Genomic DNA, 25,655 nt, shown 5'->3' with positions numbered 1-25,655 from the left:
CCGTTGCGGACCTGCGGGCTCCGCTGATCACGGCTGCTTCAGCTCGTCGGGGCACGGCGTGCCCCGGGGCAGCTGATACGGGGCCGCCAGCCGGTACGTCCCCGCCTTCGGGGCGAGCAGGACCGTCCACTTGTCGCCCTCCGCGTCCTCCTCCGTCTCGAACAGGCACCCGTTGACGTTGTCGTACGTCTTCGGCTCCCCCTCGGCCCGGTCCTTGGACGCGTCCGTCTCCTGCGGCGGCTTCAGGCTCTTGCCCTGGGCGTCGACGATGCTCAGCCACGGCGAGTACGGGATCCGGATCAGGATCCGCCCGGCCTTCTTCACATCGATCGTCATCTCGCCCTGCTCGGCCCGCTGCACCACCGCGTTCGGCTCGGCGAGCGACGCCGGGTCGGTGACCTTGAACAGCTGCCAGTTGGCGTCGCCCCAGATCTGCTCCAGATACGGCAGCCCCCGGTGCACCAGCTCCCGCTCCCGCTCGCCCCCGTCCCCGTCCAGCGCCTCCTTGGGGACGACGACGAAGTGCACGGCCCACCGCTGGAGCCACTCGTGGTAGTTCGCGGAGTTCAGGGTGTCGTCGTAGAAGAGCGGGTTGCGCTCCATGTCGGCCTGCCGGTTCCAGCCCCGGGCGAGGTTGACGTACGGCGCGAGCGCGGACGCCTCCCGGTGCGAGCGGGCCGGGACGACCTCCACCCGCCCCTTCTCCGCGCCGACCTCCTGCAACTCGTTGACGAGCGGTGCCAGCTCACGCGCCCAGGAGGCCGCCGGGGTCGTCCGCACGACGTCGTCCACCGACTTGAAGCCGATCCAGCCCACGAACAGCAGGGACGACAGGACGATCACGTACCACTTGCGGCTGCGCGGCACGGCGAACGGCAGCGCCGCCATCAGCACCACGCCCGAGACCAGCATCGCGAGGCGCGTGATGTTGGAGCCGATCTGCGAACTGATCAGCCACACCCCCAGCACCCCGAGCCCGTACACGGCCGCCGTGATCCGCACGGTCTTCCAGTCGTGCGGGACGACCGCGAAGACGACCGCCGAGAACAGCAGCGGCAGGGCCGCCGAGCCGAAGGACATCGGCTGGGTGCCGGAGAACGGGAACAGCCACGCGGAGACGGCGACGACGGCCGTCGGCGCGAGACCGAGGGCCCACGCGCCCGGGCGCCGCTTCTGAAGGAACAGCGCGGCGGCGACGATGCCCACGAAGAGGCCCGCCACCGGCGAGCCCATCGTGGCGAGCGCGGCGAGCGGCGCGGCGCACAGCGCCTTCGCCCACCGCTTGTAGCGCCAGCGGTGCGGCCAGCAGAACACGACGGCGACCGCGCCCAGCGCGAACATGTTGCCGAGCCCGAACGTCACCCGCCCGGAAGCGGCGTTGCAGAGCAGGGCGAAGACGCCGGCCAGCGCCGGCCACACCGGGTTCGTCACCATGGGGGTCCCCCCGCTCGAGCGAAGCCGAGAGTGGGGGAGGCAGCGCAGCAGGACGAGGGTGAGCAGGCCCGCCGAGAGCGTTCCGGCGATCATCATCGTCGTCCGGACGCCGAGCACGGACATCAGATACGGCGACACCATGCTGTACGACACCGGGTGCATGCCGCCGTACCAGGCGAGGTTGTACGCGGAGTCGGGGTGCCGGCCGACGAACTCGGCCCACGCGTCCTGCGCCGCGAGGTCGCCGCCACTGTTCGCGAAGGTGAAGAACCAGACGAGGTGCAGGGCGCCGGACAGTGCCATCACGGACAGCACGAGGTGCCGGCGCAGCCACCCGCCCAGCGGCTCGAGGACGGATCTCACGCGGGACGTCCCACGCGGGGAGTCCGGGCGGCCGCCTGACGCCGTACCGTCCGGGACGGGCCCCTGCTCGACCCCTACCACCGGGTCCGCCGCCGGTCGTGCGGCCCGTTGCGCGTCCCGTTGTGCGGCCCGTTCAGTGGACCGTTCTGTGGCCGGGTCACGGTCGTGGTTGCCCGACTGGGGTGCGGGCACTCTGGCTCGCGAGCCGGCGTCCGAGCCCGGACCGGTGTCGTCGGCGCGTGTCGGCTCCGCAGTGGCCACCTGAAGGCACTCCCCGTGTCCCGTCTTCTGCTCTCGGCCGCTTCCCGTTCGCGTCCGCTTCACGGCTGCGCCTCTTGCGACCGGCGACCTGTCCCGTTTCGCGACGCTAGCACGCACCCCGCCGGGCGGCTGCCCGACGGGGTGACGCACGCTGCGCCCGCGGGCCGCGGGTCAGCCGATGCGCGTCAGCTTGTCCGTGAAGCCCGGCTCGACCAGGTCCGTCTGCAGCGCGACCGGCACCTTGACCGCGCTGCCGGTGCCGTCCCCGACGGTGAGCGTGCCCACCTGGGCGCCGGCCTTCGCGGTGTGCGGGACGTCGTCGGAGACGAAGGACAGCTTCACCGTCATGCCCGCCCAGCCGACCGCCGAGACGTCCTTGGTGATGACGACGGGCGTGTGGCCGCCCAGCTTGTCGTCCACGTACCCGACGATGTCGCCCTTCTTCAGGATCTTCGCCGAGGTGATCGCGTCCTGGGCGGCGGTCAGCGCGGTCTTGCTGACCGCGTTGACCGTCTCGAGGATCTTCGGCTTGTGCTGGCCGAGGATCGCACCGACGAGGGTCACCGTCTGCCCGTTGACCTCCTTGCGGGAGGCGAAGAGCAGGTTGCCGCCGGCCGCGGTGGTGCTGCCGGTCTTGATGCCGATCGCGCCCATCCTGTACGGCAGCTCGTTGTAGTTGTTCCAGTACTTGCCGGAAGGGTCGGTCCAGCTGGCCGCGCCGGAGATGGCGACCAGGGCCGGGACCTTCACGAACGCGCGGCCGAGCTTCACCTGGTCCTCGGCCGTGGAGACGGTGCTCTCCTTCAGGCCCGAGGGATCGGTGTACGTCGTGTCGGTCATCCCCAGTTCCTTGGCGGTGGCGTTCATCTTCTTCACGAACGCCGCCTCCGAGCCCGCGTCCCAGCGTGCGAGCAGCCGCGCGATGTTGTTGGCGGAGGGGATCAGGACGGCCGACAGAGCCTGCTTCTCGGTGAGCTGGTCGCCGGCCTTGACGGTGTTGAGCGTCGACTCGTCGCCGGAGACGTCGTAGCCACCCTCCTTCTCCGCCGTCGCGTCGACCTCGATCTCCGGGCCTTCCTCCCCGGCCTTCATCGGGTGGTCCTTGAGGATGATGTACGCGGTCATGGTCTTGGCGACCGAGCCGATGGCCACGGGTGTCTGCTTGCCGAAGCTGCCCATCGTGCCGACGCCGTCGGCGTCGATCCAGCCCTGCCCCTCACCCGGCCAGGGCAGCTGCGTCCTGCCGCCGTCGAAGGTGTAGGAGTCCTTCGCGGTGAGCGTGAGCGCGGTCGCCGGCAGCGGTCGTACGGCCTGCGCGATCGCAAAGATCACGACCAGCAGGATGACCAGCGGCGTCCAGATCTTGATCCGCCGGCCGAGTGTGCGCAGCGGGGTCGGCGGGGGCGGCGGGGTGTTCGTCAGCTCGGCCAGCAGGTCCAGCGGCGGCTTGGGCGGCAGCGGCTGCTGTGTGGTGCGCTCGGGACCGACCTGCGGGACGAGAGCGGTGACCTCGGGGGACGCCTTGGCGGCGGGCTTCAGCGGACGGGGCTCGTCGAGCGGCTTGAGCGCGACGAACTTACTGGTCCGCTCAGCGGGTGCCTCGGACTCGGACTCGGACTCGGCGTCGGTGTCGGCCTTGTCCTCGTCCGGCTCGGGCTTGGCGGCGGCGCCCAGCTTCAGCATGGTGGTCGGCTGGTCGACGGCGGGCTTGGGCCGGGGCGCCTTGAAGACGGCGGTGGGCTGATCGACGGGGGTGTCGTCGTCGGCCTTGTCGGCGTCCGACGCCCACTTCGGCGCGGCCTTGGCGACGGGCTTGGCGACGGGCTCGGAGGCGGCGTTGACGGGCTTGGAGACGGGTTCGTCCCCGGCCTCCGGCTCCGCGTCGGCGGGCTCGTCGGCCACCCCGGCGCCACTCTCGGAACGTTCCTTCGCCCCGCCGCCGACGCGTTCGTCGGTGTCGTCGTCCGCGGAGTCGCCCCGCGCCGGGTCCTTCGCGGGGCTCTTCTCGTCCGCCGAGGCCACCCACTGGGCCACAGCGGCCCGCAGACGCGCGTCACCGCCCCCGGGGACCTCCGGCGCGCTCTCGGCCTCCTCCACGCCCTCAGAGCCGCCCGAAGCGGCCCCCAGGGCCTCGGAGGCGCGCGTGTCGCCCGAAGCGGCCCCCACGGCCTCCGGGGCGCGCGCGGCCTCGCCGGCACCGACCGCCCCACGCCCGGCGTCCGCGCCCTCGGCCTCGCTGGGCTCCTCGGCAGCCCGACCCTCAGCGGGCTTCCGCTTCGCGCCGACAGCCCCGGCGTCGCGGGTCGTCTCGGACTCGCGGGTCGTCCCGGCGTCGCGGGTCGTCTCGGACTCGCGGGTCGTCCCGGCGTCACCGGTCACCCCGGCGTCGCGGGTTGCCTCGGCGTCGCGAGTCGTCTTGGCTTCACGGGTCGCCTCGGCGTCGCGGGTTGCCTCGGCGGCGCGAGTCGTCTCGGACTCGCGGGTTGCCTCGGCTTCACCGGGCGCCTCGGACTCGCGGGTCTGCGCGGCAGCTCCGGCGGCCCTGGACGCGTCGGCCTTCGCCGGCCGCCTGGCTCCAGCCGGGTCCGCGAGGTTTCCGGGCGCGGCCGTCTCGCCGGGCTGCCCGGCTTCCGTGGTCCTCGCGGCTTCGCCGGTCTCCCCGCCGTCCGCCGTCTGCGAGGGCTTCCCGGTTTCGGTGGCTTCGCCGGTTCCCTCCGCCTCCGCCGTCTCCTCCGCCTTCGCCGTCTCGGACTTCCCAGCCTCCGATGCGTGCCCTGCCGCGCCGGCTTCCCCGGCTTCTGCGGTCTTCGACGTGCTTGCGGAGGCGTGGCCTTCGGCCTCGCTGGGCTCCTCGGCCGCTCCGGTCTCGCCGGTGCCCGAGGCCTTCCCGGCCGTCGCGGTGCCCCCGGGCTTCCCGGTCTCCGCCGTCTCGGCAGGGTTCCCGGCCTCGGCGGTTTCCCCGGGTTCCGTGGTCTGCGATGCGCCCGGGGCGGCCAAGTCCTCGGCCTCGCCGGCCCTCTCGGGCTCCGCGGCCTTCCCGGTCTCGCCGGTCGCGTCGGTCTCCGCGTGCTTTCCGGGACCGTTGGGCTCGTCGGCCGACTCGGGTGTGGAGGGTTCCTCGGTGGCCGCCGGGGCGGTGGGTTCCTCGGGGGACTCGGTTTTCACGTCCCGTACCGAGAACACCCGGGTCGCCGTGTCCACGCCGCCGCGGGGCGTGGACGGTTCGGCGTTCCGGGCCACCGCGACCCGCGGGTCGCGGGGCTCGCGTGCCTCGGGAACCGTGCCCGCGCTCCCCGACGTCGGTTCTGCCGACGACTCGCGCTGCTTCGACCTGTCGGGGGACTCGCCCGCCACCGATGCCTCCTCCATGTGCCGCACGCCGTCCGCGCGCCTGCCGAACCGTGAACCGCCCGCCCGGGACCCGCCTCGCGGCGCTGTCCGAACCATGTACCAGTGTCCTGTGTAGAGGGCTTGGCTCCTGCGGTAGACGAGAACGACATACCTACTGGTTCCACTACAAACAGGTCACGCACCCTCGACAGACCAATGTGAGAGGGGTCACCCTGTCATTCATCCACGCGGGGAGGCATGGATGGGCAGGAGCCGCAGAACGATTCCGGAAGAGTTGTTGCTGCTGGCGTTGGACCCGACCACGGGTACCACCGCACAGCCGCAATCGCTCGACCTTGGTCTGGCCGGAGCGCAGCTAGTGGAGCTCGCGCTGGCCGGACGGATAGCCCCTGACGGGGATCGTATCGCCGTGGTGGCACCACGGCCGACTGGAGATCCGACTTTGGACTGCGCGTTGGAGTTGCTGCGAAGGCGTGGCGCTCCTGTGCGTGCCGTCCACTGGATCGGCGGGCCGCGTCTCGGGCTGCGCCAGACCTACCTCTCGCATCTGGAGCGGTGCGGCATGGTTGCCGCCGTGGCCGGACAGATGTGCGGAGTGCTGCCGACGACTCGCTATCAGGCGACGGACAACGACATCAGCCGGGAGATCAGGGCCCGGCTGGACTCCGCGATCCGCACCGGCGTCCCGCCGGACCCGCGGACCGCGGCGCTCGCCGCACTGGCGCACGCGGTCGGCCTCGGCAAGCACCTGTATCCGGGTAACGAGGGACGCTCGTCCCGCTCCCGGCTGCGGGACCTGATCAGGCACGACCCGATGGGCGGCCTCGTGGCGCACGCCGTGATGGACGTTCAGAACGGCGCGGCCGCACAGCCGCGTCGCCAGCAGGCACCCGCCGGCCGCCAGGCCGGACCGGGGGCCAGGCCCGCTCCGGAGCCCGCCCGTGGCGTTCCGGCGCAGCCGCACCGCGGTCCCATGGTGCGTGTCGTGGCCCACTGAGCCGTAGTTCCACGACACCGCGCACGAAGGACCGCGCAACCGCAGGACGTAAACGCAAGGCGCAAGACGAATACGCAAGGCCCGTTGGACGTAAGACCCGTTCGGGAGCCGCCGCGGCCCGCGCGGGGCGGAGGGACGTAGTGTCCCGCCGCCCCGCGCGGACGCATGTGCGGGAACTCGTCGGCACACTTCGGCATCGTTCGAAGGCTGACCCGAACTGGCGTGTACCGGCCGCATATCCACCGTTTTCCAGCGGTAGAAAGCACCTTGGTGGCAGTCTGCTCAACAGCAGATACGCAAAGTGTCAGTTGCAGGCACGCAGCCGGAGGTGCACGTCCCGTGGCGTCCAATGTCAATCCCACTGTCAGGCGACGCCGGCTGGGCCAGGAGTTGCGTCGGCTCCGCGAGCTCAAGGGCATGACGGCCGAAGAGGTCGCCGAGCGCCTGCTGGTGTCCCAGTCGAAGATCAGCCGGTTGGAGAACGGCCGGCGCAGTATCAGTCAGCGTGACGTCCGTGACCTGTGCGGCGTGTACGAGGTCGAGGACCAGCGGATGGTCGACTCGCTGATGGAGATGGCCAAGGACTCCCGCCAGCAGGGCTGGTGGCACGCCTTCGGCGACGTGCCGTACAGCGTCTACATCGGCCTGGAGACGGACGCGGCGAGTCTGCGCGTGTACGACCCGCAGGTCGTGCCCGGGCTGCTGCAGACCCGTCAGTACGCGGAGGCGCTGATCTCGGGCGCGCTGCCGGAGACCGCGCACACGGAGGTCGAAAAGCGCGTGCAGGTGCGCATGCGCCGGCAGGAACGTGTCTCCTCCAGTGAGAACCCGCTGCGACTGTGGAGCGTCATGGACGAGTCGGCGCTCAGGAGAGTCGTCGGCAGCCGCGAGCTCATGCGGGACCAGCTGGAACACCTCGTGGAGCAGTCCCAGTTGCCGCATGTCACCGTGCAGGTGATCCCCTTCGACATGGGCGCGCATCCGGGCCTGAACGGCCAGTACGCGATCCTGGAGTTCCCGGACACGGCCGACTCCAGCGTCGTCTACATCGAGGGCGTGACCAGTGACCTGTACCTGGAGAAGCCGAACGACGTGCAGAAGTACAGCGTGATGTACGAGCACCTGCGCGCCCAGGCCCTGAACGTGGACCAGTCGCGGCACTTCATCGCCGAAATCGCGAAGGGGTATGTGCGGTAATGGGCCCGCATAGTACGCCCCCTTCGGGCCATATGGAAGTTTCCATTGGAATATGTCATCCGGTCGAGTGAATAGTCGCTTCGTCAGTCGATGTTGGCGAGTAGCGTCGATCACGCCATCGAGCAACAAGGTTGGCGCGATGACAGCAACTCAACAACTGCACTCCGGAGCAAAAATGGCAATTCGTCAGGGCAGCGCACACACGTGGACCAAGTCTTCGTACTCCACGGGCAACGGTGCGTGCGTCGAGATCAAGTCGCCGGTCGTACAGGCCATGTTCGTCCGGGACTCCAAGGTCCAGGACGGCCCGAACCTGGTCTTCCCCGCCGACGCGTGGAGCGACTTCGTGGCATCGGTCAAGGCATAACGGGCTGGTCGCCGATACAACTGCACAAGAATCACCCAAGGGCCCTCTCGTCCAGTTCGCCGTCCTAGCCGAGAGGGCCCGGTGTCGTTTCCCGGGGTGACCGGGGTGACCGGGCAGGCTTTGAAATGAAGCCGCTACGACCCCGCTACGGCCGCTTCACCGGGAACGCCACGTCGCAGACCGGGTCCTCGGCTCCGGCCGCGTCCCAGTCGGCGAAGTAGATCTCCCGGCAGTGCCCGTCGTAGTCCCAGCCCTCCCGCTTCATCCACGTCTCCACCGCCTCGTACGGGGCGAGGATCTGAGGGTGCGCCACCTGCGCCTTGGTGATGCGGGCGTACGCGAGCCGGCGCGCCGGCTCGATCCGTACGCCGGTCCGGCGGCCCCGGTCGCCGTCCCGAGCGGCCGCCCACGACCGGGCCGCGGACTCGTCGGCGACCGGCACGCACGACTCGACCGGCCCGTCGCTCTCCATGGACACCGCGGAGTAGTACACGACGTACGGCGCGCCGACGATCCCTCCGCACTCCCCGGCCGCCTGCTCCAGCCGCCCCAGCGAGGCGGGGATCCAGACGGGCAGCTCGTCCGCGAGTGCGTGCCGGGTCTCGGTGATGATCACCTGCTCGGGCACGTCGACCAACTGGACCTCGAACTTCTCGTACATCTCGGAGCTCCTCCCCGACAGCCTGGCACGGAGGTAGGCGGCGAGGGTGCGCTGGGCGGCGAACCGGTTCTCGACATCGCCCCAGTAGGCGGCGAGCCGGTCCCCGGCCTCGAAACCGTCAGCGGTCTCCACCACCTCGGCGATCCGGGCGAGCGGCATGTCGAGCTGGCGCAGCAGGGCCACCAGCCGGGCGCGCTCCACCTGGTCGGCGCGGTAGTAGCGGTAGCCGCTGGCCTCGTCGATGTGCGCCGGGGCGAGCAGTCCGAGCCGGTCGTACAGCCGCAGCGCCTTGGCCGAGAGACGGGCGCGTGCGGCGAACGCGCCGATGGTGAGCAGCTCGCCGTCGTCCTTCACGTCCACCCCGCACCCCCGTCGTCCTCCGTCGCCGGACGGCCTTGCCCGCCCGGCGACGAGGAGGCTCCGCCTTGCCCCAGGGGCAAGGTCAAGCCGGTCGTTCCGTGTGGCCGCGGGCGTCAGCCCAGCTGGCCCTCGATGGCCGCGACGACCTCGGAGGCCTCCGGCTCGGTCTGCGGGGAGAAGCGGGCGACGACGGAGCCGTCCCGGCCGATCAGGAACTTCTCGAAGTTCCAGCGGATGTCGCCGTCGTGGCCCTCGCCGTCCGCGAACCCGACGAGGCGCTCGTACAGCGGGTGCCGGTCCCCGCCGTTGACCTCGACCTTCTCGGTCAGCGGGAAGGTCACGCCGTAGGTCGCCGAGCAGAACTCGGCGATCTCCTCGGCGCTGCCGGGCTCCTGCCCGAGGAACTGGTTGCAGGGCACGCCGAGGACGGTGAAGCCCTGGTCGGCGTACCGCTCCTGGAGCCGCTCCAGGCCCGTGTACTGCGGGGTCAGGCCGCACTTGGAGGCCACGTTCACCACGAGCACGGCCTTGCCCGCGTACTGCGAGAGCTCCGCGGAACCGCCCTTGAGGGCACCGATCTGGACGTCGAGGGGAGAGGTACCGGCATCAGTAGTCATGCCCCGGATGCTAGCCCCGCAAGATGACCCCACCCCTTCCGGGGGCACCCCCCACTTACGATTCCAGCCCCGCCCCCACCCCTCCGACGCCAAGCCCCCGCCACCCTCGGTCACCGCCCCCGGGCATCCTCGGCCGGACCCTGCCCAGCGCCGTCGACCCGCCCGACAGCCTCGGTCACTGCCTCCCGGGCATCCTCGGCCAGGGGGTCCCCGCCGTCCTCGATCACCACCCGTCCGACAGCCTCGGCCGCTGCCTCCCGGGCAGCCTCGGCCAGGGCCTCCCCGGTGGTCGCCGTCACCGCGCCCCTGGATGCCTTCGCCGTAGCCTTCCCGGCTGCGCCGACCGGCGCATCCCCGGCTGCGGTCGCCAGTACGTTCCCGGCTGTTGTTCGTGAGTACAGCACCGAGCGGCCCGAGCGGCGGCGTTGGGCCAGGCCGGCGTTCAGCAGGATTTGCAGGTGGCGGCCGACCGAGCCGAGGCCCTGGCCGGTGAGGGCCACCAGCTGGGTGGTGCTCAGGGGGCCCTCGCCGAGGAGCACGAGGACCGCCGCCCGCGCGGGGCCCAGCAGGGCGCCCAGGGCGGCCGGTACGGCACGGGCCCGCTCCCGGTGGTCCTCGGCGAGCACCCCCGCGCAGGGGTAGACGACGGCGTACCGCTCCCGTCCCTCCCACGACACCCACCCCGCCTTCGGGGTGACCGGTACGAACACCAGCTCGGCGCCGGAGATCTCGCGGGGCGGATACTCGTGCAGATTGACCTGAAACCGACTCTCGCCGAGCCACCGCGTCCCCGGCCGCAGCGAGTCCAGCACGGCGGCCCAGCCGCCCAGGCTGACCTGCGCCGTCCGCGCGACGACATCGGCCTCCAGGACACGCCGCCGCCGCTCCCAGTACGGCCGTACGCCCGCCTCCCACACGTACTCCAGCAGCTCGGCCGCCCGCTCGGGCAGGTCGTCGCGCTCAAGGGCGGCGGGCACCGGGCCGGCCAGGGACATCCGCAGATGGGCGCGGGCGTCCGCCGGACGGGCCGCCCGGACCCTGGCCACGCCCTCCTCGAAGCTCTCGCCGTCCCGCGGCGTGGGCGTGAGGAAGTCGGCGATCCAGTGCCGCCCGAGCCCGGCCCGCACCAGCTGCGCGGTCACCGGGTCGGCCGCCAGGACGGCGCGGTAGCCGGGGAGACGGTCGCGCAGCCAGTCCTGCTCGCCGGGATGGGTGCCTACGCCCGCGTGCAGCAGCTTCAGGCTCGCGAAGGTCTCGGCGAGCGGTGAGAGTACGAACCGGCTGCGGGCCAGGGTGTCCGCGTTCACCTGCCACCAGCCCATGACCGTCCGGCCCCCTCCCCGTACGTCCGCCCACGAACGATGTTTCGCGTGCTCGCGAAACAATAACCACCCCTCACCGGCCCGCCCCAGACTCCGCCCATGACCGGCTACACGTACCGACGGCTCTTCCGCGTCCCCGAGTTCACGCCCCTCTTCCTCTCCTCCGCCGCCCACACCGCCGCCCAGACGGTGAGCGGGCTCGCCCTCGGCACGCTCGTCTACCGGGCCACCGACTCCCCGTTGCTGTCGGCGGTGAGCATGTTCGGCCCGTCGCTCGCCCAGGTGCTGGGCGCGACCTTCCTCCTCTCGGGCGCCGACCGGCTGCCCCCGAGGGCCACGCTGACCGGCCTCTCGGTGAGTTTCGCCGCCGCGACGGCCGTGCTGGCCCTGCCCGGGCTGCCGGTGTGGGGCGTCTTCGCCGTCGTCCTCGTCCAGGGGCTGATCGCCTCGCTCGGTGGCGGCGTCCGCTGGGGCCTGCTGAACGAGATCCTCAAGCGAGCCGACTCCGAGGACGGCTCCGGGAAGGACTCCAAGAGCGGTTATCTGCCCGGGCGTTCGCTGTTCAACATGATGGGCGGGCTCATGCAGATCACCGGGTACGCCACCGGCGGCGCCCTGGTGACCGCCCTCTCCCCGCGGCCCGTCCTGCTCCTCGCCGTCCTGTTCTACGCGACCGCCGCCGTGGTCGCCCGGCTCGGGCTGAGCGTCCGCCCGGCGCGCGCCTCGGGCCGTCCCTCGGCTGCCGTGACCCGGCGTACGAACGCCGTGCTGTGGTCCTCCCGGCCCCGCCGCCTCACCTACCTGGGCCTGTGGCTCCCCAACGGCCTGGTCGTCGGCTGCGAGGCGCTCTTCGTGTCCTACGACCCCGACGCGGCGGGCACGCTGTTCGCGTGCGCGGCGCTGGGCATGCTGGCCGGGGACGTGACCGTGGGCCGTCTCCTCCCGCCGTCCCTGCGCCCGCGCCTGGCCACCCCGCTCCTCCTGCTCCTGGCCACCCCCTACGTCTTCTTCGCCCTGCACCCCGCCCTCCCGCTCGCCGCGGCCTGCGCGGGCCTCGCCTCGGTCGGCTTCGGCGCGAGCCTGGTCCAGCAGGAGCGGCTGATGGCCCTGACTCCGTCCGAACTCAGCGGTCACGCCCTGGGGTTGCACTCGGCCGGGATGCTCACGATGCAGGGCGTGGGCGCGGCCCTGGCGGGCACGCTCGCCCAACTCACCTCACCCGCCTCGGCGATGACGGCGATGGCGCTGGCCTCGATCGCGGTGACGCTGACGTTGAAGCTCGCTGCGCGAACTGATGCAGTTCGTACGGCGAATGAAGTCGGTCGAGTGAGCGCGGGGTGACCGCCGGGCTCTGGGACCTGTCCGGCCGATCATGCCGCAGACGCGGGGTGTGGCACGCACTCCCCCAGAGGGGGGACCCCCAGCGGCGTTGTCGTCGGTTGCCGAGTCCCCCACTCTCGGCTGCGCTCGAGCGGGGAACCCCCATCCCCCCGCTCACCGGCACTGATCAGGCGCCGCCGCTTTCCTGCGACTTGACCGGCCGGACAGGTCCTAGGCGTCGGGGTCGGTGAAGACCTCGGGGACCTTGTTGTCGTGGACGACGCGGGCGAGGAGCGTGGCCAGGCGGTCGCGCTCGTTCGCGGTCAGGCCCGAGGGCAGCTTCTCGATGCGGCGACACGTCTCGTCGTAGAACTCGTGCGCGAGCCGGTCGCCCTCCTCGGTGAGGCCGACGCGTACCGCCCGCCCGTCCCGCGGGTCGGGCTCGCGCCGCACCAGGCCGCGCTGGACCGTCCGGTCCACGAGCCCCGTCAGGCTCGACTTGGCGAGCCCGAGCATCTCGCCGAGCTCGCTCATGCCGTACGGCTGCGGCATCAGCACGCACAACAGCTGTCCCTGCTGCGGAGTGATGCCGTAGACCCGGCTCGACTCGGCGTACACGGCGTTCACGAGGAACGCCGACCGCACCAACGCGGTCACGACCCCTATCTGTTCACCTGCGGTTTTCCCCATGAGGGGAGAGCCTAACGGCGGGCGGTGGCGGGAGTACCGCGCCCGGTCGCGCCCGTCACGCCCGTCGCGCCCGCACTCAGGGAGCTCCGGTGCGCAGCACCGTGGGAGCGAGCTGTCGCAGCGCCTTCAAGTCGATCTGCTGAGGCGTGCCTCCGACTATCTCGACGGAGAAGACGGCTTCGAACGGATGCCCCTCGGCGACGATCGTGTGGGTGAGGAAATCCGCGTCGGCGAGGAGCCGCGCCGCGGCGCTCGTGCCGAACCCGAAACTCCCGGCGAGAATGATGATGTTCCGCTCCCGGTTGAACGGGTTGGCCGCGCGGATGAGGATTCCCTGGTCGACGACGAGTTGGTCGTGGGAATCGACGACGCATCGCATGACGTCGCCTGTGGAAGCGTCGTAGATGTTCGCGTCGTGCGTGTCGACAGACCCGAAAGTGAACGTCACGGGCAGGCGCTGCATGACTTCGGCGGTCACCTGGTTGGAGTGCGGTCCGCCCACCAGGACGAGGTTGCCTCGGCGCTCGAGCCCGGTCAGCTGGTGGCTGGGGGTCAGCGGAAGGTGGCCGACTCCGGCCCGCTGCAACTGCTGGCGCAGTTCGTTCAGCGCGAGTACGTCCCCGACACCGACGAGTCCGGACCGCTCCCAGATGTAGTGCTCTTCCTGGATGAAGATCGACGTCACGACCTTGAGGTCTCTGGTGGCGAACTGCTTCCAGAAACTTCGCGTGTTGCGAAACCGCCATAAGTCGCGCACCCTGCCGAAGGACCAGCCGGCCACGAAAGCGATCGCCGCGGACGCCAGATTGATCAGAAGGTCACGAAGACTGCTGCTCATCCAGAGGTGCTCCGATCGGGACCGTGGTGGATCGGGGTGAGGGCGAGAGGGGTGGGCATGCGAGTGGGCGGCGGGAGTTGGGTGGTGGCGCGGAACCCGCTGGATTCCTCCCCCTGTCGATCGTCGCCGTCACCGGGTCGGTTGCCGATCCCTGGCGTATTTTTCCTCCGCCATCTCGACGTCACGGGCTGCGTGGGCGGGTGCGGTCGGGCTTGTAATAGGTTGATCCGATGGGCTTTCTCGACAAGTTGACCGGAACCAGATACCCCGAGAGCGGTGTCGTGCCGCGCTCCGTCGAGGAGGTCCGGGCCGCGCTGTTCGCGGTCAACGGCCCGGACGTCCCGTACCGCGTACGCAACGCGCTCCCCAAGGAGCGCGGCGACCTGGTCGCGGAGTGGCGGGTCCGGGAGGCCGCCTGGCACACGTTCTTCGTGCGGACGCAGCTGAAGCAGACGTTCGAGACCCGGCTGCGGCTGGTCTCGGAGACCCACGAGGTGCGCAACATCGACGAGCAGCACGAGGCCAAGTGGATCGGCGATCCGCCCCGGCTGACGGTGTCGCGTGGATTCAGCCGCGGCCAGCTGGTCATGGTCTCCCGCCGCTGGGAGCTCGAGCGCGGCCCCGACGGCCGCCGGCACCTGACGGAGGTCGACCGCTTCGACCCCGTGGAGCTGAAGTACCGGCTGCGGGAGGCTGTGTTGGCGGCGGGGTGGGTCTGGCGAGGGGTGGCGTTCGGCAGGCTGTGAGGGAAAAGGCGACCCTCGCCGAGCGGCCGGTGATCGCGACAGGACGGCTGTTTACCCGCCTATCCGCGATCTGAACGTGGCTCGGCGGTGCTGCCCGAGAGCGTTTCGGGTTTCGTGCGGAGGATCTCGCGGGCCTGTTCCGCGGCGCGGGCGGTGCTCTCGGAGACGAAGTCGAGGAAGCGGGCGATGTTCTCCAGACGGGTGGCGGCCGGGGTGCCTGGGACAAGGACGCGGACGCCCTGCCGTGCGGTCTCGACCAGCTGGGCGATGGCGCGGGCGCTGGCCACCATCGACTCGTACCAGACGTCGTCGTCGACGACGTAGCGTTCGCGGCGGTGTTCGCCCTGTTCCCGGCGGACCATCCCCTGGCTCTCGAGGAACGCGATCGCTTTGGAGACGGACGCCGGGCTGACCTTCAGGCGCTGGACGAGTTCGGACGCGGTGAGGCTGCCGGCATCGGTGAGGGTGAGGCAGGCCAGCACCCGGGCCATCATCGTGGGCATGCCCGAAGCCATCATGACGGTGGTGAACAGCTCCTCGTACTCGCGCACCGCCTCGGCATCGCGCCCGTAGGCCTGCGCCGGCGCCTCCGGGTCCCGGGGTGCGGCCTGCCTACGGCGATGGGTGCGGCGTTCGGTGGCACGGTGGGCCAGGTCGGCGCGGTAGGCGGTGGGGCCGCCGTTGCGCATCACCTCACGCGTGATCGTCGAGGTCGGACGGTCGAGGCGTCGGGCGATCTCCGCGTAGGCGAGGTCGTCGGCCAGTCCCAGGGCGATCTGCTGACGTTCCTGCTGGGTGAGCCTGCCTCCTGGCATTGCGATCTCCTTCGTGCTCGTCGGTGCCTCCAGCATAGCGTTCACTCCCAATTCATTGCAACGAACGTGCGGCTGTCGTTGCGTTAAATTCAATCCCATTGCAACACTTTTCTAGGCTTCACCTGCATGGATGTCGATTGCGCGCAACGACTATGTTGCTAGATCTGTGAACGCAACGTAGCTTTTCCGTCATCGGAAACAACGAGCTCGAGGAGAGCACGATGCAGAAGTTCGACACCCCCGCCCCGATCTCCGCCGTCCTCGACATCCCCGCCGGACGCATCCAGTTCATCGCCGCAGACCGCACCGACACCGCCGTCGAGGTCCGGCCCGCCAACCCCTCCAAGAGCCGCGACACCAAGGCCGCCGAGCAGACCACCGTCGCCTACGCCGACGGCGTCCTGCGGGTCACGGCCCAGGCCCCCGACAGCCGGCTCTTCGGCCCCTCCGGATCCGTGGAGGTCACAGTCCGACTGCCCGCCGGCTCCCGCGTCGAGGCGAAGGCGGCCGGCGCCGAGTTCCGGGGCGTCGGACGGCTCGGCGACGTCGCCTTCGAGGGCGCCCAGGGCTCGGTCAAGCTCGACGAGACCGAAGGCGCCCGCCTCACCCTCCAGGCGGGCGACATCTCGGTCGGCCGCCTGGGCGGCCCCGCGGAGATCAGCACCATGAAGGGCGACCTCCGGATCGCCGAGGCCGTGCGCGGCACGGTCGTGCTGCGCACCGAGTCCGGCGAGATCTCGGTGGGCGCCGCCCGCGGAGTCTCCGCCTCCCTGGACGCCGGCACCGCCTACGGCCGGATCAGCAACGCGCTCATGAACACCGACGGCGCCGCCGCCCAGCTCGACATCCGCGCCACCACTTCCTACGGCGACATCACCGCCCACAGCCTCTGACCGTCGCCCGCAGCCTCTAAAAGGAGCTCCCCTCATGACCAGCTTGGCCATCGCGGCGAACGGGCTGCGCAAGTCCTACGGAGACAAGGTCGTCCTCGACGGCATCGACCTGGCCGCCGGCGAAGGAACGGTCTTCTCCCTGCTCGGCCCGAACGGCGCCGGCAAGACCACCGCCGTCAAGATCCTCTCCACCCTCATCTCCCCCGACCCCGCCTCCGGTGAGATCCGCGTCGGCGGCCACGACGTCGCCGCCGACCCGCAGGCGGTCCGTGCCGCGATCGGTGTCACCGGGCAGTTCTCCGCCGTCGACGGCCTGATCACCGGGGAGGAGAACATGCTCCTCATGGCCGACCTGCACCACCTGTCCAAGAGCGAGGGTCGGCGGGTCGCCGCCGAGCTGCTGGAGCGCTTCGACCTGGTGGAGGCCGCGAGGAAGCCCGCCTCCACCTACTCCGGCGGCATGAAGCGCCGTCTGGACATCGCCATGACCCTGGTCGGAGGCCCGCGGATCATCTTCCTCGACGAGCCGACCACCGGCCTCGACCCGCGCAGCCGTCACAACATGTGGCAGATCATCCGCGAGCTGGTCTCCGACGGGGTGACGGTCTTCCTCACCACCCAGTACCTGGAAGAGGCCGACCAGCTCGCCGACCGCATCGCCGTGCTCAACGACGGCAGGATCGCCGCCGAGGGGAGCGCCGAGGAGCTCAAGCGGCTCATCCCCGGCGGCCATGTCCGGCTCCGCTTCACCGACCCGGCCGCCTACCGGTCCGCCGCCTCCGCGCTGCGCGAGGTCACCCGGGACGAGGAGGCACTCGCACTGCAGATCCCCAGCGACGGCAGCCAGCGCGAACTGCGCTCCCTCCTCGACCGGCTGGACTCCGCCGGCATCGCAGCCGACGAACTCACCGTCCACACCCCCGACCTCGACGACGTCTTCTTCGCCCTGACCGGCAGCACCAACGTCCCCAGCCAGCCCAGCCAGCCCAGCCAGCCCAGCCAGCCCAGCCAGCCCAGCCAGCCCAGCCAGTCCAAGGAGTCCGTCCGATGAGCGCCCTCTCCCTCGCCGTGCGCGACTCGTCCACGATGCTGCGCCGCAACCTGCTGCACGCCCGTCGCTATCCGTCGCTCACCCTGAACCTGCTGCTCACCCCGGTCATGCTGCTCCTGCTCTTCGTCTACATCTTCGGCGACGTGATGAGCGCGGGCATCGGTGGCGGAGGCGCGGACCGCTCCGACTACATCGCCTACATCGTCCCGGGCATCCTGATGATGACCATCGGTGGCACCGTGATCGGCACCGCCGTGTCCGTCTCCACCGACATGAACGAGGGCATCATCGCCCGCTTCCGCACCATGGCCATCCACCGCGGCTCCGTGCTCATCGGACACGTCATCGGCAGCGTGCTGCAGTGCATCGCCAGCGTGGTCCTCGTGGGCGCCGTCGCCGTGGCCATCGGCTTCCGCTCCACCGACGCCACGGCCCTGGAGTGGCTGGCAGCGTTCGGGCTGCTCGCGCTGTTCTCCCTGGCGCTCACCTGGATCGCGGTCGGGATGGGCATGGCCAGCCCGAACGCCGAGGCGGCCGGCAACAGCGCGCAGCCGCTGATCCTGCTGCCGCTCATCTCCAGCGCCTTCATCCCGGCCGACACGATGCCGGGTTGGTTCCAGCCGATCGCCGAGTACCAGCCGTTCACACCCGCCATCGAGACCCTGCGCGGGCTGCTGCTCGGCAGCGAGATCGGCAACAACGGGTGGATCGCGGTCGCCTGGTGCCTGGGGCTCGCGGTGCTCGGCTACTTCTGGTCGGCCGCGACGTTCAACCGCGACCCGAAGTAACCGCCATGACAGCGGCGGGCCGCCTCCAGCAACTCGTCCCGCCCGAGGGCGGCGTACTCCGACACCGCGTCGGCGTACGCCGCCCCGTCCGCGTCATCGGCCGCCGCCGCAGGGCCCGCCACGGCGAGCCCGCGCAGGCCGGTGACGGGCGGCTCGTACGGCGGCGCGGCCAGAGGGCACGTCACCGCCTGCGTGCAGGCGTGCTCAGACGGGCTGCCACAGCTCGACCCGATTGCCCCCTCCGGGCGCCGGACGCTCCGTCGGTCAGTGGTGGGCGTGGGCGACGGCGTGGCCCTTGCCTCGGCCGATCATCCACTTGTTCACCGGCGTGGTGATCACGAAGGCGACCACGAAGCCGCCCAGGAGGGTCGACCAGAAGAGTCCGTCCGAGAGTTGGGCCTCCATCGCGCCCGGGGTGAGGGTGACGATGGCGTTGTCGACCAGTTCCATCACGGCGATCGATACGGTGTCGGCGGCCAGCGCCACCCTGATCGCGGAACTGAGGTCGAGTCCGGCCCGGCGGACCGCGAACAGGGTGAGGGAGTAGCCGAACAGGAACGCAAGGGCGATCGCGAGGACCATGGTCGGCACGTTGCCCCAGCCGAGGGCGGTGCCGACGACCATGCCGAGGATCTCGCCGATGGCGCACCCGGTCAGGCAGTGCAGCGTCGCCTTCACCGCCAGCTCCCAGGAGGCGCCTCCGTGTTCCGCGTGATGTTCGTGATCGTCGTGGTGATCGTTGTGAGGCATGGGTTCCTCTCCGTTCCCGGGTGGCTCCACCGTCCCGTCCTGTATACCCCCTGGGGGTATTCCGAATCCAGTGGGTGGCGGGGTGGGTACCGGCCCGGCACGCTCGGGTGTCCAGGCCCGCGTGCTGGACCGGGCCGTTGAATCTACAGATATGTAGAGGAGGTATACGATGTCCGACCGGGCAGACGGACGGCGGCGGAGAGGAGACAGGGCGTGACGGATCACCGGCGGCGTCCTCGGCGGCGGGGGCAGGGCGAACTGGAGGTGCTGGTCCTGTCGGCGCTGCGGGAGGCGGACGGACCGGCCACGGCCGGGTGGGTGCAGGAGCGCCTGGGCGGCGACCTCGCCTACACGACGGTGATCACGATCCTGACCCGCCTGCTGGCCAAGGGGGCGGTCACTCGCGAGCGCAGCGGGCGGTCGTTCGTGTGGCTGCCCGCGTCGGACGAGGCGGGGCTGGCCGCCCACCGGATGCGCAGGGTGCTGGATGCCGAGCGGGACCGCGAGGCCGTGCTGGCCAGCTTCGTCACCGGACTCGGCCCCGACGACGAACGGCTGCTGCGCGAACTGCTGGGCCGGTCCCGGGACGAAGAGGCCATCGAAGTGGTCGAAGCCGAAGCCGAAGGCGAAGACTGACGGCCGGCGCTGCTCATGGTCGTCGGCTCCGTGCACACCCGCGACGCCCTGGTCGCCCTGGAGACGGCGACCACCGGGAGGTTTACCCGACCGCAAGGCGGTTGGCAGCGCCGGGAAGGTGTCGGGAAGGGTGTCGCGGTTTCAGGAGGGCATGGGCATCGGGCGGGCCACGCAGACGGACGTCCCGGGCGGCGCGCTGACCGGCCTGTCCGCCGCCCCCACCTCCGTCACCGTCATCAAGGACGCGGCCGGCAGGTATTTCGCCTCCTTCGTCATCGGCACCGACCCCACCGCCGACGCGACACGGATGCCCGAAACCGACCGCACCATCGGCATCGATCTTGGCCTCGCCCTCCTCCAGACTCCGTCCGGGGGGACCCCCATCGCGGTCCTCTCCGACGGCACGAAGATCGACTCCCCGCGCTTCCTGCGGCGCGCGGAGAAGAAGCTGAAGAAGGCGCAGCAGGAGCTGTCCCGCAAGCAGAAGGGATCAAAGAACCGCGCCAAGGCCCGCCTCAAGGTCGCCCGCGCCCACGCCAAGGTCACCGACGCACGCCGCGAGTTCCACCACCAGCTCTCCACGAAACTGATCTCCGAGAACCAAGGGATCGCCGTGGAGGACCTGTCGGTGGCGGGACTGGCCCGCACGAAGCTGGCCAAGTCCGTGCACGACGCCGGATGGGCATCGTTCATCAGCATGCTGGAATACAAGGCACAACGGTACGGCCGCACCCTGGTCAAGACCGGCCGGTTCGAACCGACCTCCCAGACCTGCTCCACCTGCGGCGTCAAGGACGGACCCAAACCCCTCAGCGTCCGGGAATGGACCTGCATCGCCTGCGGCACCGTCCACGACCGGGACACCAACGCCGCGATCAACGTGAAGACGGCCGCCGGACTGGCGGTCTCGGCCTGCGGAGCGCCGGTAAGACCAGGAGCAATCCCGGCGCAGCGCGAAGAAACAGGAAGCCACGGATTCCCGACCGAACCCCGTGCCGCGTAGCGGAACAGCAACAAGTCGAGAAGGCCAGAATCCTCGGGCTTCAGCCCGAGGTGCGAGTCAACGGCGCGGCACCGACACCCTGCTCACCGGCGCCGACGGCCGCTCGTGGATCAGCGCCGAGGACCTGGCCGTCGCCGTGCTCGACGAACTCGAGACGCCGGTGCCCGGTCCCGACCGTCACATCACGGTCGTCCACCGCGACGGACGCCCCCCGGCCTGAGCACGTGCCCGAACCCCTTCGAGGTGACGGCGCACAACCCCAAGGTCGCCCAGGACCAGGCGAGATCGGGGCCAGGGTGAGCAAGGTGCGCGAGCGTGCGGGAAGTCCACGGGCGCTGCGGGAGACGTGTGGAAAGCCGAGTACCCCACCCGGTAAACGCTTGATCAAGGACCGCCGAGGTCGTCCGAGGCGGTGTTATTTTCTGCGTGCTCTGCGGCTCTGTGCCGCGACGACGGGGGACGGCGGCCGGGCGCGTCGGAGCGACGGGCAACCGCCGCGCGCTCCGACGAGGGTCCCGGGTACGGCCGAACACGCCTCCGCCTGCCCGGAAAGAAGACACCTGTGAGACATCTGTGAATCGAACCGTGCACCGACGCGGCCGGCTCGCGCTTCTGCTGGCCGGTGCGGTCGTGGCAGCGCTTCCGGCTGCGGCCGCCGCCGACGAGACCCCGATCGACCCGGCGCTGCCGACACCCACCCTGCCGGCCGGCGCGACCTGCGCCGGCGACAGCGGCCCGGCCTGGAACACCGTGTCCAGTCCGCCTCCCGCCGGCTTCACCGTCTCCGTCGGCGTACCGCGGCCGACGGTGAACGGGGTGACGTATCAGGGAGTCGTCCACGCGTGGGACGTGGACGGTTCGCAGGCGGCGGACGGGTCCGTCTCCGGACTGCCGGTGCTCTCCCAATCCGTGTACGTCCCGCTGCCCTTGACGGACGGCCACACCTACGGCTGGCACGCGTCGACGTACGACGGGACGGCGTACTCGAACCCGACGACGCCCTGTTACTTCAGGGTGGACGGCCGCGCACCCCTCGCCCCGGTCGTCACCGACCCGGACTTCCCCCCGGTGGGCAGCCCGGGAACGCCCACGAAGGCGGCCGGCCAGCTCACCACGTTCAGCTTCGGCTCCAGCGACCCCCTGCCCGACGGGTGCGCCGAGGCGGCGGCTCCGGACTGTCAGGCCGGCGGGCTGGACCACTTCGAGTACGCCCTCGACCAGGAGCCCGGCAGCGGCGCCGCTCGGGTTCCCGCCGACGCCGAGGGGAGGGCGAGTCTGACCACCGCCCTGCCCTGGGGGGTCCACACGTTGAACGTCATCGGGGTCGACGCGGCCGGGAACCGGTCCCAGCCGACCGGATACCAGGTCGTGGTTCCGTCGCAGCTCCCGACCCCGCCCCCGACCACCCTCGACCTCACCGCCCCGGCGACATCCGCCCGGGCGGCCGGACTGGCCGTCTCGGGCCTGCTGTCGGCGGCTCCGTACCCGTCCGGCGAGGCCGTCCACGTGGTCAGGACCGACCTGGCCCACCCTGCGGGCGTGGCGCTGCCCGATGCGCCGTTGTCCGCCGACGGCACCTTCCGCATCACCGATGCCCCGCAGGTCGGGGGAGCCAACACCTACACCGTGACCTACCCGGGTGACTCCACCCACCAGGCCGTCCACGCGTCCGCGACCGTCCAGGTCTCCCGCGTCGCCACCGCGGTGTCCCTCACCATCGACGCTCCGTCGTACGCCTACGGTGCCACCGCGAAGGTCACCGCCCACCTCGGCACGACCTACGACGGCCGCACCCTGGCGATCTACGCCCAGCCCTACGGCGGCAGGAAGGAGCTGGTCACGGCCGGTACGGTGGACAGCCACGGCAACCTGGCCGTGGCCTACAAACTCACCCGCAGGACCACCTTCACCGCGGCTTTCGCCGGTGACTACCGCTACGCCCCGGCCACGGCCTCCCATACCGCGTCGGCCTACGCCAAGGTGTCCGAGTCGCTGAGCGGTTACTACGGGAGCACCCACTACGGCAGCCTCCTCTACCGGGTCTACCACCACACCGCCAAGGCCCAGTTGAACACCACGGTCACGCCCGACAAGGCCGGCCAGTGCGTGCTGTACCAGATCCAGCGGTACTACGGCGGTACCTGGCACACGCAGAGCACCTCCGCCTGCCACACGCTCAGCACCACGAGCACCGGCTCCACGGCGCTGGGCCTGACCGGCGCGGTCGACAGCAGGTTCCGCATGCGGGCCGAGTACGTCCACAGCAGCAAGGACATCGGCAACCTGAGCACTTGGGGCGCATGGCAGTACTTCACCGTCAGGCGGTGACGCTTCGCACGACGTCCGGCCCCGGACGAGGAGTCCGAGGCCGGATGGTGCACCCTCCCGGGGGAGACGTGCCAGGTCAGTGGCTCAGCTCGCGGTGCAGGAGACCGTCGGCCAGGTCCAGTTGCCGTTGTGCTGGATGGTGACGCCCCAGTTGTTGCCGTTGCCGTTGGGTTTGGCGGTCAGGACCTGGGCGCTGGGGTAGGTGGCGTTGGTGTTCCAGGTGGAGAGGACTTTGGCGGGGGAGGGGATGTTCATGGTCACCGTCCAGTTGCTGGATCCGGTGACGGCGACGTCGAGGTTGTAGCGGTCGCTCCACTGCTGGCCCGCGGAGAGGGTCGCGGTGCATCCGCTGCCGCCGCCCCCGCCGCCGCCCCCGCTGCCGGGGGCCACGGCGCGGCCGGTCTGCGGGGAGATCATGCCGGCGCACAGGCCGCGGGCGGCCAGCCCCTGCGCGATACGCGGGATCGCGGCGAGTGTGTTGGCCGGCCAGTCGTGCATGAGGATGACCTGGCCGTTGGTGAGGCGGGCCGCGGCCTGCACGATCGCATCGGTGCTCGCGCCGTTCCAGTCCTGCGAGTCGACGTCCCAGATGATCTCGGTCAGGCCGTACTTGGCCTCGACCGACTTCACCGTCGAGTTGGTCTCGCCGTACGGCGGGCGGAACAGCACGGGCGTGCCGCCTCCCGCACCCGCGATGGCCTGCTGGGTCCGGGAGATCTCCGAGTCGACCTGCGACTGACCGAGCTGGGTCAGATGCGGGTGGGTGTAGCTGTGGTTGCCGACCCACATGCCGGCGTTGACCTCGGCCCGGACCTGGGCCTGGTTGGCGGCGGCGTACTGGCCCTCGTTGAACATCGTGGCCCGCAGCCCGTTCTGGGTGAGGGCGTTGAGCAGGGCTGTCGTCGTACCGGACGGGCCGTCGTCGAAGGTGAGCCCGACGTACCCGTTGCAGGTGGCGGCCTGCGCCGGGGCGGCGGCCTGGACGGTGAGGGTGCACGCGGCGGCCGTCGCGACGACGACCAGCCTCGTGACCAGAGCGCGTAACGAGAGTCGTGGTCTGGTGCTCATACGGAGTGGTCCTCCAGCCTGGGGGCGGGGTGCGGCTCAGCTCGCGGTGCAGGAGACCGTCGGCCAGGTCCAGTTGCCGTTGTGCTGGATGGTGACGCCCCAGTTGTTGCCGTTGCCGTTGGGTTTGGCGGTCAGGACCTGGGCGCTGGGGTAGGTGGCGTTGGTGTTCCAGGTGGAGAGGACTTTGGCGGGGGAGGGGATGTTCATGGTCACCGTCCAGTTGCTGGATCCGGTGACGGCGACGTCGAGGTTGTAGCGGTCGCTCCACTGCTGGCCCGCGGAGAGGGTCGCGGTGCATCCGCTGCCGCCGCCCCCGCCGCCGCCCCCGCCCGAACCGGCGTCGCCCACCGTGATGTTGGAGTTGCCGCTGCTCTGGTATCCCTCGGTCGCGAGGATCATGTAGTAGCTGAAACTGCCCAGCGGCATCCCGGCGCGGGCCCAGGCGTCGAAGTGGTTCCCGGTGGTGATGGTGCCGCCCGTCCGCTTCGACTGCCGGACGCTCCAGTACTGGTCGAAGGTGCGAGTGCCCTCTACGGACGGGGCGTTGTACCGCGTCGTCTTGTAGATGTCGTACGTGCCGCCGTCGCTCGTGACGGTGCCCATGTACGTTCCCGTGGGCCGGTAGGTGCCCCAGTTGTCGACGATGTAGTACTCGACCAACGGGTTCGACGTCCATCCGTAGAGCGCCAGGTAGGCGTTGCCGGACGGGTTGAAGGTGCCCGAGTAGGTCACACTCCTGCGTCCGCCGGTGCTCCAGCCCTTGCCTGCGACGAAGTTCCCGGTGTTGCTCCAGGAGGTGCTGTAGTTGCCACTGGAGCCCAGGTTCATGGAGACCGTGCCCGGTGCGTCGGTCCAGAACGAGTAGTAGTAGCCGTTGTTGGTGCCGGTCTGGTTCGTCGTGATGACCGTGTCGGCGTGGGCGGTGCCGGGCAGGGTCATCGCTGCCAAGGCGACCAGCACGGTGGTGCAGACGCCGCTGATGAGCAGCCTGAAGCGGCTGAGCGGCCCGAAGCGGCCGCGTCCGCGGTTCGTGCGGTGTGCGGATGAGGGTGCGTGTGCGGGTGCGTCGTTCATGTTCGTGCTTCCTCCTCGTCCTCGTGAGGCCGATGGGAGCCGGGCAGCGTGACACGAACCTGCGGGTTGTGGGTGACCAGCAGGAGCGACGGCGACCGCGGGTGGCGTCGCGCAAACACGGCCGGGCAACGGCGAACAGTTTTGATATGGCCCTGCCAGCTGTCAATGGTTTCGGCAATGATCCCGAAACATTCGCACACCAGGAGATCGGCAAAGGGGGGTGTATTGCCTGCTCAATGGGGGTGTGCGTGGCGGCGATTCGACAGTGATCGGTGATGTTCGTGTCGGCAAGATCCAGGATGGCGCACGTCTGCTTCGAATGTTTCGAGGACTTTCCGATCGTATCGGTGTCCGGCCCGGTCCTGCGATCCGGCGGCGCGTCGGCTGCTCGCGTCCGTCCATCCGCCCGTGCTCCCTTTTTCCGACCGGTCAAATCTCGCCGACATGGCTGGCGGCTGTGCGTCGGTGCGCTCGGGCGTCGGTCCGGACCGGCCGGTCGTGACGCTGGTTCCGGCCAGTCGCGAGGAGGGGCGCTCTTCGTGTGCGATCGGCGGAGTTCCCTGGTCGAGCTGGTTGAGCGGACCGGACTCCGAGACCGCCCACGGCCTGCCCTTCGAGTGGCGCTACCGCGACGACGACGGCGCCGAACACCACGGAGGGCCCGAGGACACGGTCTGCTTCACCTCGCTGGAGTCCCGGTCCCGTTGAGAGGGCTTCGCCGGAGG

General features: G+C 70.6%; 23 protein-coding genes and 2 pseudogenes. 12 read left to right on the top strand and 13 right to left on the bottom strand.

Going from position 1 to position 25,655, the window contains the following annotated elements; translation table 11 throughout:
- Positions 1-27: 27 nt before the first annotated feature.
- Positions 28-2,058 carry an MFS transporter gene (locus OG289_RS22605; RefSeq protein ID WP_327315857.1) on the bottom strand — a complete coding sequence of 677 codons (2,031 nt, stop codon included), beginning with the start codon at positions 2,056-2,058 and terminating at the stop codon, positions 28-30.
- 171 nt (positions 2,059-2,229) lie between these two features.
- Positions 2,230-5,412 (bottom strand): D-alanyl-D-alanine carboxypeptidase, encoded by a 3,183-nt coding sequence (locus OG289_RS22600; protein WP_327315856.1) that lies wholly within the window; start codon positions 5,410-5,412, stop codon positions 2,230-2,232.
- 238 nt (positions 5,413-5,650) lie between these two features.
- On the opposite strand from OG289_RS22600, the gene OG289_RS22595 reads away from it, so the two are divergent.
- From OG289_RS22595 to OG289_RS22585, 3 genes are all read left to right on the top strand, one after another.
- Entirely contained in the window at positions 5,651-6,406 is a 756-nt protein-coding gene (locus OG289_RS22595; RefSeq protein ID WP_327315855.1) for a GOLPH3/VPS74 family protein, read from the top strand.
- A 339-nt stretch (positions 6,407-6,745) separates the two neighbouring features.
- Complete coding sequence (locus OG289_RS22590; RefSeq protein WP_327315854.1) at positions 6,746-7,603, top strand: helix-turn-helix domain-containing protein; 858 nt, start codon at positions 6,746-6,748, stop codon at positions 7,601-7,603.
- Between the two features lie 175 nt (positions 7,604-7,778).
- Positions 7,779-7,970, top strand: a complete 192-nt coding sequence (locus tag OG289_RS22585) for a DUF397 domain-containing protein (RefSeq protein WP_327315853.1) — start codon at positions 7,779-7,781, stop codon at positions 7,968-7,970.
- A 145-nt stretch (positions 7,971-8,115) separates the two neighbouring features.
- On the opposite strand, the gene OG289_RS22580 is transcribed toward OG289_RS22585, so the two are convergent.
- The 3 genes and pseudogenes from OG289_RS22580 to OG289_RS22570 all read right to left on the bottom strand — a co-directional run.
- On the bottom strand, positions 8,116-8,991 hold the full coding sequence (locus OG289_RS22580) for a MerR family transcriptional regulator (RefSeq protein ID WP_327315852.1): 876 nt from the start codon (positions 8,989-8,991) through the stop codon (positions 8,116-8,118).
- Positions 8,992-9,104: 113 nt separating this feature from the next.
- The gene (locus OG289_RS22575) at positions 9,105-9,608 is read right to left on the bottom strand and encodes a glutathione peroxidase (RefSeq protein ID WP_327315851.1); all 504 of its coding nucleotides are present in this window, start codon (positions 9,606-9,608) and stop codon (positions 9,105-9,107) included.
- A gap of 356 nt (positions 9,609-9,964) precedes the next feature.
- Positions 9,965-10,930 (bottom strand): annotated as a pseudogene (locus OG289_RS22570) (ArsR/SmtB family transcription factor); the annotation flags it as partial.
- Positions 10,931-11,029: 99 nt separating this feature from the next.
- Between OG289_RS22570 and OG289_RS22565 the strand changes: the two are divergent.
- The gene (locus OG289_RS22565) at positions 11,030-12,271 is read left to right on the top strand and encodes an MFS transporter (protein WP_327315850.1); all 1,242 of its coding nucleotides are present in this window, start codon (positions 11,030-11,032) and stop codon (positions 12,269-12,271) included.
- A 210-nt stretch (positions 12,272-12,481) separates the two neighbouring features.
- Here OG289_RS22565 and OG289_RS22560 read toward each other — a convergent pair whose 3' ends face one another.
- Complete coding sequence (locus OG289_RS22560) at positions 12,482-12,940, bottom strand: MarR family winged helix-turn-helix transcriptional regulator (RefSeq protein ID WP_327315849.1); 459 nt, start codon at positions 12,938-12,940, stop codon at positions 12,482-12,484.
- Between the two features lie 76 nt (positions 12,941-13,016).
- Positions 13,017-13,778 carry a hypothetical protein gene (locus OG289_RS22555; protein WP_327315848.1) on the bottom strand — a complete coding sequence of 254 codons (762 nt, stop codon included), beginning with the start codon at positions 13,776-13,778 and terminating at the stop codon, positions 13,017-13,019.
- Positions 13,779-14,008: 230 nt separating this feature from the next.
- Here OG289_RS22555 and OG289_RS22550 point away from each other — a divergent pair, with 230 nt between their 5' ends.
- Entirely contained in the window at positions 14,009-14,524 is a 516-nt protein-coding gene (locus OG289_RS22550; protein WP_327315847.1) for a hypothetical protein, read from the top strand.
- A 59-nt stretch (positions 14,525-14,583) separates the two neighbouring features.
- Here OG289_RS22550 and OG289_RS22545 read toward each other — a convergent pair whose 3' ends face one another.
- The gene (locus tag OG289_RS22545) at positions 14,584-15,339 is read right to left on the bottom strand and encodes a GbsR/MarR family transcriptional regulator (RefSeq protein ID WP_327315846.1); all 756 of its coding nucleotides are present in this window, start codon (positions 15,337-15,339) and stop codon (positions 14,584-14,586) included.
- Between the two features lie 221 nt (positions 15,340-15,560).
- Here OG289_RS22545 and OG289_RS22540 point away from each other — a divergent pair, with 221 nt between their 5' ends.
- Genes OG289_RS22540 through OG289_RS22530 form a run of 3 tightly spaced genes read left to right on the top strand, consistent with a single transcriptional unit; the run spans position 15,561 to position 18,071 of the window.
- On the top strand, positions 15,561-16,232 hold the full coding sequence (locus tag OG289_RS22540; protein WP_327315845.1) for a DUF4097 family beta strand repeat-containing protein: 672 nt from the start codon (positions 15,561-15,563) through the stop codon (positions 16,230-16,232).
- A gap of 34 nt (positions 16,233-16,266) precedes the next feature.
- The gene (locus tag OG289_RS22535; RefSeq protein ID WP_327315844.1) at positions 16,267-17,283 is read left to right on the top strand and encodes an ATP-binding cassette domain-containing protein; all 1,017 of its coding nucleotides are present in this window, start codon (positions 16,267-16,269) and stop codon (positions 17,281-17,283) included.
- Positions 17,280-18,071: an ABC transporter permease gene (locus OG289_RS22530; RefSeq protein ID WP_327315843.1), complete on the top strand. Its 792-nt coding sequence runs from the start codon at positions 17,280-17,282 to the stop codon at positions 18,069-18,071. The genes OG289_RS22535 and OG289_RS22530 overlap by 4 nt, the downstream gene beginning before the upstream one ends.
- Here the strand turns inward: OG289_RS22530 and OG289_RS22525 are convergent.
- Positions 18,029-18,256, bottom strand: a complete 228-nt coding sequence (locus OG289_RS22525) for a hypothetical protein (RefSeq protein ID WP_327315842.1) — start codon at positions 18,254-18,256, stop codon at positions 18,029-18,031. The genes OG289_RS22530 and OG289_RS22525 overlap by 43 nt on opposite strands.
- A gap of 79 nt (positions 18,257-18,335) precedes the next feature.
- Positions 18,336-18,821 carry a DUF4396 domain-containing protein gene (locus OG289_RS22520; RefSeq protein ID WP_327315841.1) on the bottom strand — a complete coding sequence of 162 codons (486 nt, stop codon included), beginning with the start codon at positions 18,819-18,821 and terminating at the stop codon, positions 18,336-18,338.
- A 213-nt stretch (positions 18,822-19,034) separates the two neighbouring features.
- On the opposite strand from OG289_RS22520, the gene OG289_RS22515 reads away from it, so the two are divergent.
- Complete coding sequence (locus tag OG289_RS22515) at positions 19,035-19,457, top strand: BlaI/MecI/CopY family transcriptional regulator (RefSeq protein ID WP_327315840.1); 423 nt, start codon at positions 19,035-19,037, stop codon at positions 19,455-19,457.
- 205 nt (positions 19,458-19,662) lie between these two features.
- Positions 19,663-20,460 (top strand): annotated as a pseudogene (locus OG289_RS22510) (RNA-guided endonuclease InsQ/TnpB family protein); the annotation flags it as partial.
- Between the two features lie 40 nt (positions 20,461-20,500).
- Here OG289_RS22510 and OG289_RS22505 read toward each other — a convergent pair.
- Complete coding sequence (locus OG289_RS22505) at positions 20,501-20,656, bottom strand: hypothetical protein (protein ID WP_327321048.1); 156 nt, start codon at positions 20,654-20,656, stop codon at positions 20,501-20,503.
- A 389-nt stretch (positions 20,657-21,045) separates the two neighbouring features.
- On the opposite strand from OG289_RS22505, the gene OG289_RS22500 reads away from it, so the two are divergent.
- On the top strand, positions 21,046-22,788 hold the full coding sequence (locus OG289_RS22500) for a hypothetical protein (RefSeq protein WP_327315839.1): 1,743 nt from the start codon (positions 21,046-21,048) through the stop codon (positions 22,786-22,788).
- Positions 22,789-22,872: 84 nt separating this feature from the next.
- Here OG289_RS22500 and OG289_RS22495 read toward each other — a convergent pair whose 3' ends face one another.
- On the bottom strand, positions 22,873-23,856 hold the full coding sequence (locus OG289_RS22495) for a polysaccharide deacetylase family protein (RefSeq protein WP_327315838.1): 984 nt from the start codon (positions 23,854-23,856) through the stop codon (positions 22,873-22,875).
- A gap of 36 nt (positions 23,857-23,892) precedes the next feature.
- Positions 23,893-24,795, bottom strand: a complete 903-nt coding sequence (locus tag OG289_RS22490; protein WP_442819095.1) for a glycoside hydrolase family 11 protein — start codon at positions 24,793-24,795, stop codon at positions 23,893-23,895.
- 708 nt (positions 24,796-25,503) lie between these two features.
- Here OG289_RS22490 and OG289_RS22485 point away from each other — a divergent pair.
- On the top strand, positions 25,504-25,638 hold the full coding sequence (locus OG289_RS22485; protein ID WP_327315836.1) for a hypothetical protein: 135 nt from the start codon (positions 25,504-25,506) through the stop codon (positions 25,636-25,638).
- Positions 25,639-25,655 lie beyond the last annotated feature (17 nt).

This window comes from Streptomyces sp. NBC_01235 (assembly GCF_035989285.1).
Taxonomy (GTDB): domain Bacteria; phylum Actinomycetota; class Actinomycetes; order Streptomycetales; family Streptomycetaceae; genus Streptomyces.
Note: the sequence above shows the minus strand (reverse complement) of the source record. Positions and strands in the feature narration are given on the sequence as shown.

Bases quoted from the DNA above. Each gene is read 5' to 3' on its own strand.
- OG289_RS22495 (WP_327315838.1), bottom strand. From the start codon at position 23,856: ATGAGCACCAGACCACGACTCTCGTTACGCGCTCTGGTCACGAGGCTG.
- OG289_RS22530 (WP_327315843.1), top strand. From the start codon at position 17,280: ATGAGCGCCCTCTCCCTCGCCGTGCGCGACTCGTCCACGATGCTGCGC.
- OG289_RS22490 (WP_442819095.1), bottom strand. From the start codon at position 24,795: ATGACCCTGCCCGGCACCGCCCACGCCGACACGGTCATCACGACGAAC.
- OG289_RS22575 (WP_327315851.1), bottom strand. From the start codon at position 9,608: ATGACTACTGATGCCGGTACCTCTCCCCTCGACGTCCAGATCGGTGCC.
- OG289_RS22550 (WP_327315847.1), top strand. From the start codon at position 14,009: ATGGGCTTTCTCGACAAGTTGACCGGAACCAGATACCCCGAGAGCGGT.
- OG289_RS22565 (WP_327315850.1), top strand. From the start codon at position 11,030: ATGACCGGCTACACGTACCGACGGCTCTTCCGCGTCCCCGAGTTCACG.
- OG289_RS22555 (WP_327315848.1), bottom strand. From the start codon at position 13,778: ATGAGCAGCAGTCTTCGTGACCTTCTGATCAATCTGGCGTCCGCGGCG.
- OG289_RS22535 (WP_327315844.1), top strand. From the start codon at position 16,267: ATGACCAGCTTGGCCATCGCGGCGAACGGGCTGCGCAAGTCCTACGGA.
- OG289_RS22585 (WP_327315853.1), top strand. From the start codon at position 7,779: ATGGCAATTCGTCAGGGCAGCGCACACACGTGGACCAAGTCTTCGTAC.
- OG289_RS22540 (WP_327315845.1), top strand. From the start codon at position 15,561: ATGCAGAAGTTCGACACCCCCGCCCCGATCTCCGCCGTCCTCGACATC.
- OG289_RS22595 (WP_327315855.1), top strand. From the start codon at position 5,651: ATGGGCAGGAGCCGCAGAACGATTCCGGAAGAGTTGTTGCTGCTGGCG.
- OG289_RS22520 (WP_327315841.1), bottom strand. From the start codon at position 18,821: ATGCCTCACAACGATCACCACGACGATCACGAACATCACGCGGAACAC.
- OG289_RS22560 (WP_327315849.1), bottom strand. From the start codon at position 12,940: ATGGGGAAAACCGCAGGTGAACAGATAGGGGTCGTGACCGCGTTGGTG.
- OG289_RS22545 (WP_327315846.1), bottom strand. From the start codon at position 15,339: ATGCCAGGAGGCAGGCTCACCCAGCAGGAACGTCAGCAGATCGCCCTG.